Source organism: Deinococcus carri, assembly GCF_039545055.1.
GTDB classification, from domain to species: domain Bacteria; phylum Deinococcota; class Deinococci; order Deinococcales; family Deinococcaceae; genus Deinococcus; species Deinococcus carri.
Genome location: NZ_BAABRP010000002.1, coordinates 171616 through 184223 on the forward strand (window position 1 = coordinate 171616; position 12608 = coordinate 184223).

The 12608-nt window shown below is 67.5% G+C and carries 14 protein-coding genes; 10 read left to right on the plus strand and 4 right to left on the minus strand.

Going from position 1 to position 12608, the window contains the following annotated elements; genetic code table 11:
- Nucleotides 1-4: 4 nt before the first annotated feature.
- Both ABEA67_RS05850 and ABEA67_RS05855 read right to left on the minus strand, forming a co-directional pair.
- Nucleotides 5-1288, minus strand: a complete 1284-nt coding sequence (locus ABEA67_RS05850; RefSeq protein WP_345462331.1) for a molybdopterin-dependent oxidoreductase — start codon at nt 1286-1288, stop codon at nt 5-7.
- 150 nt (nt 1289-1438) lie between these two features.
- The gene (locus tag ABEA67_RS05855; protein WP_345462334.1) at nt 1439-2440 is read right to left on the minus strand and encodes a YeiH family protein; all 1002 of its coding nucleotides are present in this window, start codon (nt 2438-2440) and stop codon (nt 1439-1441) included.
- A gap of 158 nt (nt 2441-2598) precedes the next feature.
- Here ABEA67_RS05855 and ABEA67_RS05860 point away from each other — a divergent pair, with 158 nt between their 5' ends.
- Nucleotides 2599-3549 (plus strand): LysR substrate-binding domain-containing protein, encoded by a 951-nt coding sequence (locus tag ABEA67_RS05860; protein WP_345462337.1) that lies wholly within the window; start codon nt 2599-2601, stop codon nt 3547-3549.
- Nucleotides 3550-3664: 115 nt separating this feature from the next.
- Nucleotides 3665-4255: a tyrosine-type recombinase/integrase gene (locus ABEA67_RS05865; protein WP_345462339.1), complete on the plus strand. Its 591-nt coding sequence runs from the start codon at nt 3665-3667 to the stop codon at nt 4253-4255.
- 73 nt (nt 4256-4328) lie between these two features.
- On the opposite strand, the gene nhaA is transcribed toward ABEA67_RS05865, so the two are convergent.
- The gene (gene nhaA, locus ABEA67_RS05870; protein WP_345462342.1) at nt 4329-5606 is read right to left on the minus strand and encodes a Na+/H+ antiporter NhaA; all 1278 of its coding nucleotides are present in this window, start codon (nt 5604-5606) and stop codon (nt 4329-4331) included.
- Nucleotides 5607-5778: 172 nt separating this feature from the next.
- On the opposite strand from nhaA, the gene ABEA67_RS05875 reads away from it, so the two are divergent.
- The gene (locus ABEA67_RS05875) at nt 5779-6219 is read left to right on the plus strand and encodes a GNAT family N-acetyltransferase (RefSeq protein WP_345462346.1); all 441 of its coding nucleotides are present in this window, start codon (nt 5779-5781) and stop codon (nt 6217-6219) included.
- Nucleotides 6220-6397: 178 nt separating this feature from the next.
- Here the strand turns inward: ABEA67_RS05875 and ABEA67_RS05880 are convergent, their stop codons facing one another.
- The gene (locus tag ABEA67_RS05880; protein ID WP_345462349.1) at nt 6398-6664 is read right to left on the minus strand and encodes a metal-sensitive transcriptional regulator; all 267 of its coding nucleotides are present in this window, start codon (nt 6662-6664) and stop codon (nt 6398-6400) included.
- Between the two features lie 61 nt (nt 6665-6725).
- On the opposite strand from ABEA67_RS05880, the gene ABEA67_RS05885 reads away from it, so the two are divergent.
- The 7 genes from ABEA67_RS05885 to ABEA67_RS05915 all read left to right on the plus strand — a co-directional run bounded on the left by ABEA67_RS05885 (nt 6726) and on the right by ABEA67_RS05915 (nt 12600).
- A complete protein-coding gene (locus ABEA67_RS05885) occupies nt 6726-8120 on the plus strand; it encodes an MBL fold metallo-hydrolase (RefSeq protein WP_345462352.1) in 1395 nt (464 codons plus the stop codon).
- 45 nt (nt 8121-8165) lie between these two features.
- Complete coding sequence (locus ABEA67_RS05890) at nt 8166-8501, plus strand: rhodanese-like domain-containing protein (RefSeq protein ID WP_345462355.1); 336 nt, start codon at nt 8166-8168, stop codon at nt 8499-8501.
- Nucleotides 8498-9295: a sulfite exporter TauE/SafE family protein gene (locus ABEA67_RS05895; RefSeq protein WP_345462358.1), complete on the plus strand. Its 798-nt coding sequence runs from the start codon at nt 8498-8500 to the stop codon at nt 9293-9295. The genes ABEA67_RS05890 and ABEA67_RS05895 overlap by 4 nt, the downstream gene beginning before the upstream one ends.
- A gap of 39 nt (nt 9296-9334) precedes the next feature.
- Nucleotides 9335-9910, plus strand: coding sequence for a YeeE/YedE family protein (locus ABEA67_RS05900; RefSeq protein ID WP_345462361.1), 576 nt, complete (start codon nt 9335-9337; stop codon nt 9908-9910).
- Nucleotides 9907-10383: a DUF6691 family protein gene (locus ABEA67_RS05905; RefSeq protein WP_345462364.1), complete on the plus strand. Its 477-nt coding sequence runs from the start codon at nt 9907-9909 to the stop codon at nt 10381-10383. The genes ABEA67_RS05900 and ABEA67_RS05905 overlap by 4 nt, the downstream gene beginning before the upstream one ends.
- 11 nt (nt 10384-10394) lie before the next feature.
- Nucleotides 10395-10868, plus strand: a complete 474-nt coding sequence (locus tag ABEA67_RS05910) for a methyltransferase family protein (RefSeq protein ID WP_345462367.1) — start codon at nt 10395-10397, stop codon at nt 10866-10868.
- 223 nt (nt 10869-11091) lie between these two features.
- Nucleotides 11092-12600 carry a SulP family inorganic anion transporter gene (locus ABEA67_RS05915; RefSeq protein WP_345462370.1) on the plus strand — a complete coding sequence of 503 codons (1509 nt, stop codon included), beginning with the start codon at nt 11092-11094 and terminating at the stop codon, nt 12598-12600.
- Nucleotides 12601-12608 lie beyond the last annotated feature (8 nt).

The window sequence follows — 12608 nt, forward strand, 5'->3', positions numbered from 1 at the left end:
TCCCTTACCCGGCCTGCCCGACGGTGACCGTCTGGCGCTCGATGGTGTTCCAGAGATAGCCGGACGGATTCCAGATGGGCTGATCCGTCTGCGTGACCCCACTGGCGTCGGTGGCCCGCACGGCCAGGGTGTACTGACCTGCGGTCTTCGGCGTCCACGCGAAACTCCAGGGCCGGAAGGCGTACCGGCCATGGTCTTCGCCCAGGCTGGCCGCGCGCCAGGTTCTGCCGCCGTCGGTGGACACCTCGACCTTCGTGACCGCGCCTCGCCCGCTCATAGCGAGCCCCTGCACGGTGACCGGCAGGCCCGCCGGGACTTTGACGGTTTCGTCGGGTGTCACGATAAAGGAGCGCACCGGCATGCTGCTCACGGGCCGGAACTTGACCTTCTTGTCCTTGACTGCCTGGGGTGTGGTGGTGCCCCGGGGGTTGTCGGGTTGCAGGTAGGCGGTGGCCATCCAGAAGTTGGTGTCCGGTTCGGTCAGCACGCGGATGAAACTCAGGGTCTTCATCCAGTACGTGGCGAAATACCCGGGCACCACCAGCCGCACCGGGAAGCCATTCACGAGCGGCAGCGGCTGGCCATTCATAGCGTAGGCCACGATGCATTCGTCCAGCACCGGGTCATTCAGGTCAAGGCTCTTCTTGTACTCGGCGCCGCCACTGCCAGGGGCACCCGCGCCCTTGTCCAACCCCTGGAATTGCACCTGCACGCTGCCGCTCTTGACGCCTGCTTTCTTCAGCAGGTCGCGCAGCCGCACGCCCGTCCAGGTCGCGCAGCCCATCGCCCCGTTGCCCCACTGTCCGCCGGGGCGGCGGGGCTGGAACCGGGTGCGACTGTTGCCGGAGCACTGTAGGACCGCATTCACGCTGACCGGCTCAAAGTTCTGGAGCAGTTCCGCCAGGCTGAACGACACCGGCGTGCGGACGTTGCCTGCCACCCTGAGCCGCCAGGTCGTCAGGTCAATGCTGGCGGGGAAGATGGACAGGTTGGAGCGGACGAAAAAGGCGGAGGCGGGGGTGAAGGGACTCTGGAAGTACGCACGGGGCGTCTCGTACAGCGGGGGGCGGTCCACCAGGCGGATCAGCGGCACCTTCTGTGGCAGGGCGATCAGCGGCCCCAGGCCGTTCCAGGCGGTCAGGGGACCAGGGCCGCTGAAGGTGGGGGCAGGCGCGGTGGGAACGGTGGCCTGTGCCAGGGCAGTGCGCCCGAGGGCCAGGGCAGTTCCTGCTGTTCCCAGCAGGGCCAGCGCGGCGCGGCGGGTGAGGGTGGGGCCGTCATCGGTCATGAGGAACCTCCGGGGGGAGAGGAAGGGAGGACTTGGGCAGCTCCGTTTGGAGAGGGGAGGCGTCTGGAAGAAGGGGGCCTGAGAATCAGAACAGCAACCCGCGCTGGGGAGCGACCGCTGTTTCCAACCCCATAGGAGATTTCCGTAGGGTCACATTCGATGAGAGAGGGAAGACAGAGCCAGCAACCACTGGAAGAGGCCCCCGCCCACCACCAGCCAGACCATCAGGAGGCTGCCGAGAATGAGCGGCTTGACGCCTGCCTGCCGCAGCGTCCTCAGGTGAGTGGTCAGGCCCAGGGCCGCCATCGCCATCGTCAGCAACAGCGTATCCAGGTTCAGCAACAGCGACACGGCAGAAGCGGGAAGGAGGTGCAGCGAGTTGAACAGCGCCGCGCCGATGAAGCCGAAAGCGAACCAGGGAACCGTGATGGGTTGACGCTGGCTGCCTGTTGTTGACGTGGACGACCTTCTGTTCCACCAAGCCGAGAGCAGCAGCAGAAAGGGCGCGAGCAGCATGACCCGGAGCAGCTTGGTGGTCACGGCCGCGTCGGCCACAGGCGCACTGATGGCCTTGCCCGCCGCCACGACCTGAGCCACCTCGTGGACACTGGAGCCGATGTAGATACCGAACGCCTGACCGCTGAAAGGCCACAGGTGCAGCGCATTCATGGCGGGGTAAAGGAAGATGCTGATGGTGCCGAAGATCACCACTGTCGCCACCGCGACAGTGACCTGCTCGGCCTTCGCTTTTACCACCGGTTCCGTCGCCAGGACGGCCGCCGCCCCACAGATACTGCTGCCTGCTCCAATCAGGACCGCACTCTGCCTGTCCAACTTGAGCCAGCGTCCCAGCAGGAAAGCCAGCAGAAAGGTACTGACCAGCATGAAGACCGCGGACAGCAGTCCCTGTGCGCCGACGCCCAGAAGTTGCTGGAAGGTCAGTCGGAAGCCGTACAGGATAATGCCAGCCTGAAGGAGCGTTCCTTTACTGAAGGTCACGCCTGCCTGACAGACTGGACTGAGTGGCGGATAGACCGTGTTGCCGAGCAACATCCCCAGAACGATGGCAAGGGTCAACGTGCTGAAGCCCAGCGAACGTCCCCAACCGGCGTTGCCCGCCAGCATGGAAAGCGCCGCCACGGCGAGGGTCAACCCCAGACCAGGGAGCAGGCGAACCCACGGGGGTTGGCGAAAAGAAGGGGTTGTCTTAGCAGACATACCGGCAAGGTAGGCTCATCCACCTTATTATTCAAATCCGTGTTTTTACGATGTATTGCAAAGTTTGCTTATATCATGCTTCACTGGAGGGGATGAATGTTCAACCCGATGCCCTGCTTTCTTTCGCGGCGGTGGCCCGCTTGGGCAGCCTGACAGCTGCTGCCCAGGAACGGAACCGCAGTCAGCCTGCGCTTTCCGCGCAACTCAAGCACCTCACCACTGCGGTCGGGGAGCCGCTGCTGGTGAGGCATCGTCTCGGCGTGACCCTGACCCCGGCGGGAGAGGGGTTGCTGCCCCACGCGCTGGCCCTCGTTCGTGCGCTCGAAGGTGCACAGGGGTACGTGCGTGACCTGCGGGGTCTGTCTTCCGGCACGCTCAGCGTCGCCGCGAGCAGCACCATCGCCGCGTCCCTGCTGCCCGGCGTCCTCGCGGCCTTCCACGTTCAGTACCCGGCGGTGACCATCCGGGTGCGGCAGGGCAACACCCGGGAGGTGCTGGACGCGCTCCAGGGAGGTCAGGTGGAACTCGCGCTGATCGAGGGACCACCGGGACCCCTCGGGCCGGAGTGGCGGGCGAAGGCGTTCGGCCAGGACGAGCTGGTGCTGGTCACCGCGCCAGAGCATCCACCGTTGGTCAGCCATGATTTGGCGATGCTGCCGCTGGTGTGGCGGGAGCACGGGTCGGGGACGCGGGAGGTGGCTGAGCAGGCGCTGGCCGCAGCGGGCGTGCAGACGAGGACGCTACTGGAACTGCCCGGAACAGAGGCCGTCAAGGAAGCGGTGATGGGCGGCCTGGGCGCGGCCTTCCTGCCCGAACTGCGGGTGCGGCGTGAAGTGCAGGCGGGGCTGCTCACGCGGGTCCCACTGACACTGCCTGGGCTGCGCCGGCCTCTGATGCAGGTAACACCCGCCCCGGAACAGCTTTCCCGCGCGGCCAGAACGTTCCTGCACGAGCTGGAAGATAGAGCGCCAGCCGGTCGGGAACACCCGCAGGGGGAAACCGGGGGCACTCACGCTACCAGGCCAGGTTCGTCCGGGGAGTGAGACAGGAGAGGGACGCCCACCTGTGCCCCTTCAAAGGGGAAGCCGAGCGTTATATTTCTGCACGACGACGAGCGTAACCTCTAAAACTTCGTACCAGACAAACAAAAGCAGCAATATGTCGGTTCGCCGTTCCGTTACTACCACGAGGCCACATCCCAGGGGCCTGCGCCGGGAAGAGATTGAGCGCATCTTCGCGGTGATCCCGCCTCAGCAGTCCCGGGACGCCCTGCTGTTCCGGCTGGTCTTCGAGACCGGGCTGCGAATCGGTGAGGCTCTTGGCGTGCATGTGGAGGACCTGGACCTGACCCGGGGTGACGAGCATCTCACCGTGCTGGGCAAGGGGGGCCGAAAACGGACGGTGCTGCTCGACGATCCGAGGCTGGTCAACGCGCTGCGGCGCTCCCTGCGGACGCTGGGCTATACGCATGGGCCGCTGTTTCAGGCGACCAAGAACGGGCGCGGGGGACCGCTGCGGTATCAGAGCGTGCAGGAGCGTTGGCAGACCTATGCGGGGCGTGCGGGGGTGACCTGCACACTGCACCAGCTCCGCCACAGCCACGCGACGGAACTGGTCAACGGGGGCGTCAGCCTGGCGACGATCCGCAAGCGGCTGGGACACCAACACATCCAGACCACCCTGCGGTATGCGGAAGTGAGTGACGCGACTGCCGACGCGGAGGTACGGAGGTGGCGGCGCCACACCTGATGCTCCTACACTGCCGCTGCGCGCAGACGTGATCGCCCCGGGAGGTGCCGTGTTGCCTGGGCCAGTGCGATGCTCAGCCCACAGCCCCCACGGCCGCACGTCCTCTCCTGGCGACCAGGAGGAGCCACGTCGCCCCCAACACGGCCGCCAGAACGGAAGCCGTCAGGACTCCCAGCTTGGCCTGGGGCAGCAGCGCCGCGTCCCCGAAGGCGAGGTTGGAGACGAACAGGCTCATGGTGAAGCCGACCCCCGCCAGCAGGCCTGCCCCCACCATGTGACGCCAGCCCACCTGGCGCGGCAGGGACGCCACCCCCGCCCGCACCGCCAGCCACGCCCCCCCGACCACACCCAGCGGCTTGCCCAACACCAGGCCCAGCAGGACGCCCAGCGAGACCGTTCCGAACCCACCTGCCGCGACCGGCACCCCGGCGTTCACCAGCGCGAACACCGGCAGGACCAGGAAGGTCACGACCGGTTGCAGGGCGTGCTCCAGGCGGTGAAGCGGGCTTTGTGACCGTTCCAGCAGGTCTTCGAGGTCCCGCAGGCGTGCCCCGACCATCTCCCCACGTCCGGGCCTGGCCGCGTCCGCCAGAGAGGCGAGGTAGCCCGCCGGATTGGGCCTGCGTATGGGCACGGCAAGGGCCAGCAGGACGCCCGCGACCGTGGCGTGCAGGCCCGACTGCAAGACGAAGAACCACAGCAGCACGCCCAGCACCGCGTAGAGCTTGAGGCTGAACGCCCCCCGCCACCCGGCATACAGCGCGATCCCCCAGGTGAGCGCGGCCAGCGCCAGGAAGGTCAGCTTCAGGCCGGAGGTGTAGAACACGGCGATCACCAGCACGGCGCCCAGGTCGTCCACGATAGCGAGGGCGGTGAGGAACACCTTGAGCCCCAGGGGCACCCGCGAGCCGAGCAGCGCCAGGACGCCCAGGGCGAAGGCGATGTCGGTCGCCATCGGCACGCCCCACCCGGAGGCGCCGGGTCCGCCCGCATTGACGGCCAGATAGAACACGGCGGGCACCGCCATGCCCCCGAGGGCGGCGGCCACGGCGAGGGAAGCGCGGCGGCGGGAAGCCAGCTCACCGATCAGCAGTTCGCGCTTGATCTCCAAGCCGACGAGCAGGAAGAACACGGCCATCAGGCCGTCGTTCACCCAGTGGGCGAGCGAGAGGTCGAGGCGGGCACTGCCGAGCGACAGGGCGAAGTGGGTGTGCTGCGCCGCGAAATAGACTTCGCGCCACGGGGAGTTGGCCCAGATGAAGGCGACCAGGGCCGTGCAGACGAGGAGCAGGCCCGCGAAGGACTCGCTGTGGACGAAGCGCGCGAAGGGGGATTGGGGAAGTGGGGCCATCGGTCCTCCTGAACAAAGCAAGGTGGAGCCCGCTGTGCGGACTCCACCAGGTCAGCGTATGGTCGCTGGAACCCGCCGCTCACGCGGCGTACTTGTCGAACACCCTATCACGGGAAACCGCTGGTCAACGGAGAGCCATCACACTCGGGACCAGAAACGTACAGTGGGAGCCGTGCTCCCACCGTCCGTTCGTCAAGCCACGGGTCAAGATGCCCCCCTTATCGCCGCGCACCGCTACCCGGACCTCGACGAGACACACGAGGCACGCGGCGTGTATGCGGATTGGGTGGTGGGCGCCCTGGAGCGCGGCGCATACCTTGGCGTGCTCGTCGAGGCGGATGGCCGGGTGGTCGCCGGGGCGGGGTTGACGTTGCTCGACTGGGGTCCCACGAAGCACGACCCCCACCCGCTGCGGGGCCGGATCGTGAACGTGTACACCGTGCCTCACCTGCGCGGGCGAGGGCTGGCCCGCCTCGCGGTGGAGCGCGTGCTGCGCGAGGCGCACGACCTGGGCCTCCGAACCCTTAGCCTCGGCACCACCGAGGCTGCCCGCCCGATGTACATCTCACTGGGCTTCGCGCCGTATCCGCACGAGATGATGCGCCGGGAATGATTCAGGTCGTGGCGTGCCTGTGCCTCGCGTCCTGCCAGCCCTGCGGCCCTAGGAGAGCAGGACGACACGGTTCGTTGAAGATGGGCGTGGAGTCGAGCTTGAGGTGGGCCGAAGCTCCGCCACACGGGCGAACTTCCGTCCAGGAACGTGCGACCAGGATGAGGGGGTCCAGCCCACCTCACCGAGCGAGCTTGAGCAGCCTCACGAGGTCGGCAGGCTTGTCCCCGCGGGCCTGGCACCTCTCCACGTAGGTCTCCAGAATCACGTCCCCCGTGGACTCCAGGGCACTCCTCGCGCTGGCGTAGAGGCTCATCACCTCCACGCAGTCCTTTTCCTCCTCCACCATCTTTTGGAGTCCCCGAATCTGCCCCTCCAGGCGGCGCAGGCGGTTGAGAATCTTCGTCTTCTCTGCTTGATGGTCGCTCACGGGCACGGTCGCGGTCACGGGATCAGTATACCCCCTGGGGTATTTGACAGGATAGGGGGAGGGGGTATATGATCCGGGCATGTACTTCCAACGCTTCTACGACGACGACCTGGCGCAGGCGTCCTACATGGTGGGCTGTCAGCAGACCGGCGAGTGCCTGGTCGTGGACCCGGTGCGCGACATCTCCCAGTATCTGGACGAAGCGCGGGCCCAGAAGCTGCGCATCACCCACGTCACCGAGACGCACATCCATGCCGACTTCCTCTCCGGCAGCCGTGAATTGGCGCAGGCCACAGGCGCACAGCTCCTGCTCTCCGACGAGGGCGGCGAGGGCTGGCTGTACACCTACGACGACGGCAACCAGCAGAAGCTGCATGACGGCGACACCTTCATGGTCGGCAACGTCCGTATTCAGGCCGTCCATACGCCCGGCCATACCCCCGAGCACCTGAGCTTCCTGGTTACGGACACGCCCCGTGGGGAGACCCCGAGCATGATCCTGACGGGCGACTTCGTGTTCGTGGGCGATCTGGGCCGTCCCGACCTCCTTGACGAGGCGGCGGGGGGGCAGGACACCCGGTTTGAGGGCGCAAAACAGATGTTCGCCAGCCTGCGCGACAAGTTCCTGACCCTGCCCGACTACGTGCAGGTGTGGCCCGGCCACGGCTCGGGGAGTGCCTGCGGCAAGGCGCTGGGGGCCGTCCCGACCACGACCGTCGGGTACGAGCGGTCCCTGAGCTGGTGGGGCAAATTGGTGGAGCGGGGCGACGAGGAAGCGTTCACGAAGGAGTTGCTCTCCGGCCAGCCCGACGCGCCCCTCTACTACGGACGGATGAAGACCGAGAACCGAGACGGCCCCACCCTGCTGGGCGAGGTGCAGCCGCTGCTCAAACTGAGCGCCCAGGAGGTGAAGGCCAGTCTTGCCGCCGGGGCCCGCCTGATCGACACCCGAAAGAAAGAGGAGCACCAGGCTGCCGTTCCAGTGGGCAGTGTGAACCTTCCCGACGGCAAGACCTTCGAGACCTGGGCCGGGTGGCTGCTGACCCCCGACCGCGAGCTGATCCTGCTGGCCTCCACTGAACGCGCTGAATCGCTCCGCCGCCGCCTGTGGATGGTGGGCCTCGACCACGTGATCGGCTTCATCCCCAGCGCCGAGGGTCTGGAGACGGCCCCCGCGCAGCCCATCCCCGTTGCGGAGCTGGACGCGCACCAAGGCGCCTTGATCCTCGACGTGCGGGCTAGCACCGAATACGAGGAGGGGCACATCCCCGGTGCACGACAACTGCACGCCGGACGCCTCCCGTGGCAACTGGACACCCTGCCGCGTGACCGCGAGGTCGTCGTGCACTGCCAGGGGGGAGCCCGCAGCGCCGCCGCCGCGAGCCTGCTACGCGCCGAGGGCTTCGACGTGCTGGAACTCGCCGGTGGCTACGACGCCTGGGCGAAAATTCAGAAGCAGGAACAACCCGCTTAAGACCCCCTTCCCGGAGGCGGCGCGAGTCATGCCGTCTCCGTTTCCATGAAAGCGAGTGATCCCATGACCTATCAGGACATCTTCACCACTGAACTTGCGGCCAGGCGGCGCGAGGGTGCCCGCCTCGTGGACGTGCGCGAGCGCGGTGAGTACGAGGCCGGGCACATCCCTGGGGCAATCAACCTGCCCCTGAGCGAGCTTGCTGGGCGCGAGGACGAGATCGGGCCGAACACGGTCCTGATTTGCGCCAGTGGCAACCGTTCCTCTCAAGCGGCGGCGTATCTGGCGAGCCTGGGTAAGACCAGCCTGCTGAACCTCTCGGGCGGCACGGCGGCCTGGGTGCGCGAGGGGCGCGACGTGACCTGGGGCGAGCAGCCATGATCCTCGCTCTCGTCGGGGCCGCCCTGATTGGGCTGAGCCTCGGCCTGCTCGGTTCGGGGGGCTCGATCCTCACCGTCCCGGTGCTGGTCTATCTCGTGGGCGAGCCGGAGAAGTTGGCGATTGCCGAGTCGCTCGCCATCGTGGGCGGGATCAGCCTCGTCGGCGCCGTCCCCTACGCGCTGAAGCGGCAGATCGACTGGCGCTCGGTGCTATGGTTCGGGCTCCCCGGCATGGTGGGAACCACGCTGGGTTCTGCCCTGAGTGGGCATCTGTCGGGGTCCGCGCAACTGCTGCTGTTCGCCGTGGTGATGCTGCTCGCTGCCGGAATGATGTTCCGGCCTGCCCGGAAGGACGACAGCGGGACGGCTCCCCCCCACCGTTCCTCCCTTCGGACCAGCCTGGAGGGCCTGGGCGTGGGGGTCCTGACCGGGCTGGTGGGCGTGGGCGGGGGCTTCCTCATCATCCCCGCGCTGGTGCTGCTGGGCGGGCTGCCCATGAGCCTCGCGGTGGGCACCAGTTTGACCATCATCACGCTGAACAGCGTCACTGGCTTTCTCAAGCACCTGAACATGCAGGGCGGCCCCGGCCTGCACGGGTCGCTGATCCTGGTCTTCACCGCCATCGGCATCCTGGGGAGCTTCCTGGGAGCCCGGCTGGGCAAGAGCGTGTCCAACGACGGCCTGAAACGCGGCTTCGCGGGCTTTCTCGTCGTGATGGGCCTGTACGTCTTGGCGACGAACGTGCCCAGGGTCCTCAGTCCTCCTGTGGCCGCCCAGGCGCGTCTGGCGCGGTGAGGTCTTACCCTCCTCCCCTCGACCTTGCAAGGTGTTCCCATGACTGAACTGCTCGATTTTCTCCGTTCGCCCTGGCCCTGGTACGTGGGCGGGCCCCTGATCGGCCTGACGGTGCCCCTGCTGCTGTGGCTCGGCAACAAGTCCTTTGGCATCTCCTCCAACATGCGCCACGCCTGCGCGATCCTGCTGCCCGAACGGGCCAAGCCCGACTTCTTCCGGTACGACTGGCGTAAGGAGCGGTGGAACCTCGTATTTGCGGGCGGCTTGGTCCTGGGCGGCTTCGTGGCGGGCGTGCTGCTCGCCAACCCGGAACCCACCCGTCTGAGTGCGGCGGGGGTCCAGTCTGTGCAGGACCTCGGGGTGGGGGTGCGGCCCGGCCTGGTGCCCGCCGAACTCACCGACCTGGGCAACCCCGGCGTGTGGCTGCTCCTCGCCCTCTCCGGCCTGCTCGTCGGCTTCGGGACGCGCTACGGGGGCGGCTGCACCTCCGGGCACGCCATCACCGGACTGAGCACCCTGCAAGGCCCCAGCCTGATCGCCACCGTGTCCTTTTTCGTCGGTGGCATCCTCAGCGCCAACTTCCTGCTGCCCCTCTTCATGGCGGTGATGGGGTGACCACATCTCCCCACATTCCCGGCGTTCACACCGAGTCCACCTCCTCCACCCGCGCGGCTACTGGCCTGCTCGCTTACCTGCTCGCCGGGCTGTACTTCGGCGTCGTGCTGGTGAAGAGTGAGGCGGCGAGCTGGTACCGCATTCAGGAGATGTTCCGCTTCGAGTCCTTTCACATGTTCGGGCTGATCGGCTCGGCGGTGCTGACCGGCATGGTCACGACGGCCCTGCTGCGCCTCAGTGGTGTCAGGAGCCGCGACGGGCAGGCCATCACGGTCACATCCAAGGACAGGGGCTGGCGGCGGTACGTCCTCGGCGGCCTGACCTTCGGGGTGGGCTGGGGGCTGGCGGGCGTGTGCCCGGGACCGATCTTCGTGCTGCTGGGGGCCGGGGTGTGGCCCATCCTGATCGTGCTGGCCTGCGCGCTGCTGGGGACCTACCTGTACGGCGTGCTGAAAGACCGGCTCCCACACTGAGGAGGGAACCCATGACCCCAACCGAACACCGCTGGAACGCCCGGGGAGAAGGGTACGTCGCGGCCCAGGTCCTCCTGCTGGCCGGAATCGCGGCGCTTCCGCGGCTGAGCCCGGCGGCGCGTCCCCCCGCCGCTGTCCGCCGGACGGGTCTCCTCCTGCTCACCCTGGGAGGGGCGCTCGCGGGCTGGAGTGGTCTACGCCTGGGCCCCAACCTCACGCCCCTGCCCGAACCCCGACCGGATGGACAGCTCGTGCAGACCGGACCCTACGCCCTGGCCCGCCACCCGATCTACGGCGGCCTGCTCCTGGCCTCGCTGGGCTGGGCGCTGGCCCACGGGCACCGGGGGGCGCTGGGGCTGAGCGGCGGGCTCGCGCTCCTGTTCGACTTCAAGGCCCGGGACGAGGAGCGCCGCCTGGTGCGGCACTTCCCGGAGTACCCGGCCTACCGGCAGCGCGTCCGCCGATTCATTCCCGGCATGTACTGAGCCGGACCGTCCCGGTGGGACCCAGCGACGGACCAGGCCGTCCGTGGGCGCCCACTTCAGCTTGCCCAGACGCCCCCGATGCGGCATACTGCGCGGGCCGCGGGTGCGGCGTCCCTTGGAGTGACGCCCCCGACGATAACCGAACCGAAGTGCCTTGGGCACTTCTCCTCCCCAGCGGGCCTCCCGCCCGTTGCCGGTTGTCACGGCACCCCATGAGGTGCACATGACCGCAGTTCCCTCCCCACCCTCCCGTTTCGACTTCCGCCAGTACCGCCAGGAATGGCTCGCCAACCCCCGGGGGGACATCCTCGCGGGCATCGTCGTCGCCCTCGCCCTGATCCCCGAGGCCATCGCCTTTTCCATCATCGCGGGCGTCGATCCAGCGGTCGGCCTCTATGCCTCGTTCATCATCGCCCTCGTCACCGCCTTCATCGGCGGGCGGCCCGGCATGATCAGCGCCGCCACCGGCGCGATGGCCCTGCTGATGATCGGGCTGGTCAAGGACCACGGCTTGCCCTACCTCTTTGCTGCCACCGTTCTCACGGGCCTGCTCCAAATCGTCTTCGGGTGGGCGAGGCTGGCCCGCTACCTGAAGTTCGTGCCGCGCAGCGTCATGGTGGGCTTCGTGAATGCCCTGGCGATCCTGATCTTCCTGGCCCAGCTCCCCCAGTTCGCGGGCGCGAACTGGCAGATGTATGCGATGGTCGCCGCCGGGCTGGCGATCATCTACCTCCTGCCCCGGGTCTTCAAGGCCATCCCCAGTGCGCTCGTCGCTATCGTGGCCCTCACGCTTGTCTCCGTGTTCACCGGGGCCGATGTGAAGACGGTCGGGGACATGGGCGAGTTGCCCAAGGCCCTGCCGCCCTTCCAGCTTCCGCAGGTGTCCTTCACCTTCGAGACGCTGCGGATCATCTTCCCGGTGGCCCTGACCCTCTCCGTCGTGGGCCTGCTCGAAAGCCTGCTCACCGCGCAACTCATCGACGAGCGCACCGACACCACCAGCGACAAGAACGTCGAGTCACGCGGGCAGGGCGTGGCGAACGTCGTCACCGGCTTCTTCGGCGGCATGGCGGGCTGCGCGATGATCGGCCAGAGCATGATCAACGTGAACAACGGGGGACGGGGGCGGCTCTCCACCTTCGTGGCCGGGCTGGGGCTGCTGGTGCTGATCCTGGCCCTGCAACCGCTGCTGGTGCAGATTCCGATGGCGGCGCTGGTCGCGGTGATGATCGTGGTGTCCGTCAGCACCTTCGACTGGGGCAGCCTGCGGACGTTGACCGTGTTTCCAAAGGGCGAGAGCATCGTGATGCTGGCGACCGTGGCCGTGACGGTGCTGACCCACGACCTGTCGCTGGGCGTGCTGGTCGGCGTGATCCTGAGTGCGCTCTTCTTTGCGCGCAAGGTGTCGCAGCTCTCGCAGGTGACCCACACGGACGCCCCGGACGGCACCCGGACCTACCGGGTGCGGGGGCAACTGTTCTTCGTGAGCACCCACGACTTCCTGCACCAGTTCGACTTCGCGCACCCGGCCCGCCGGGTGGTGATCGACCTGCAAGACGCCCACTTCTGGGACGGGTCGGCGGTTGGCGCCTTGGACAAGGTGATGCTGAAGTTCATGCGCCAGGGCACGCCGGTGAAGTTGGTGGGCCTCAATGAGGCATCGGCCACCCTGATCGACCGCCTCGCCGTGCACGACAAGCCCGGGGCGTTGGACCGGGCCACCAGCCACTGATCCAGGCC

What these genes read in the sequence shown, in the direction of transcription:
- ABEA67_RS05890 (WP_345462355.1), top strand. Translation starts at nt 8,166, where the DNA reads ATGAAAGCGAGTGATCCCATGACCTATCAGGACATCTTCACCACTGAA.
- ABEA67_RS05895 (WP_345462358.1), top strand. Translation starts at nt 8,498, where the DNA reads ATGATCCTCGCTCTCGTCGGGGCCGCCCTGATTGGGCTGAGCCTCGGC.
- ABEA67_RS05850 (WP_345462331.1), bottom strand. Translation starts at nt 1,288, where the DNA reads ATGACCGATGACGGCCCCACCCTCACCCGCCGCGCCGCGCTGGCCCTG.
- ABEA67_RS05910 (WP_345462367.1), top strand. Translation starts at nt 10,395, where the DNA reads ATGACCCCAACCGAACACCGCTGGAACGCCCGGGGAGAAGGGTACGTC.
- ABEA67_RS05900 (WP_345462361.1), top strand. Translation starts at nt 9,335, where the DNA reads ATGACTGAACTGCTCGATTTTCTCCGTTCGCCCTGGCCCTGGTACGTG.
- ABEA67_RS05915 (WP_345462370.1), top strand. Translation starts at nt 11,092, where the DNA reads ATGACCGCAGTTCCCTCCCCACCCTCCCGTTTCGACTTCCGCCAGTAC.
- ABEA67_RS05885 (WP_345462352.1), top strand. Translation starts at nt 6,726, where the DNA reads ATGTACTTCCAACGCTTCTACGACGACGACCTGGCGCAGGCGTCCTAC.
- ABEA67_RS05860 (WP_345462337.1), top strand. Translation starts at nt 2,599, where the DNA reads ATGAATGTTCAACCCGATGCCCTGCTTTCTTTCGCGGCGGTGGCCCGC.
- nhaA (WP_345462342.1), bottom strand. Translation starts at nt 5,606, where the DNA reads ATGGCCCCACTTCCCCAATCCCCCTTCGCGCGCTTCGTCCACAGCGAG.
- ABEA67_RS05865 (WP_345462339.1), top strand. Translation starts at nt 3,665, where the DNA reads ATGTCGGTTCGCCGTTCCGTTACTACCACGAGGCCACATCCCAGGGGC.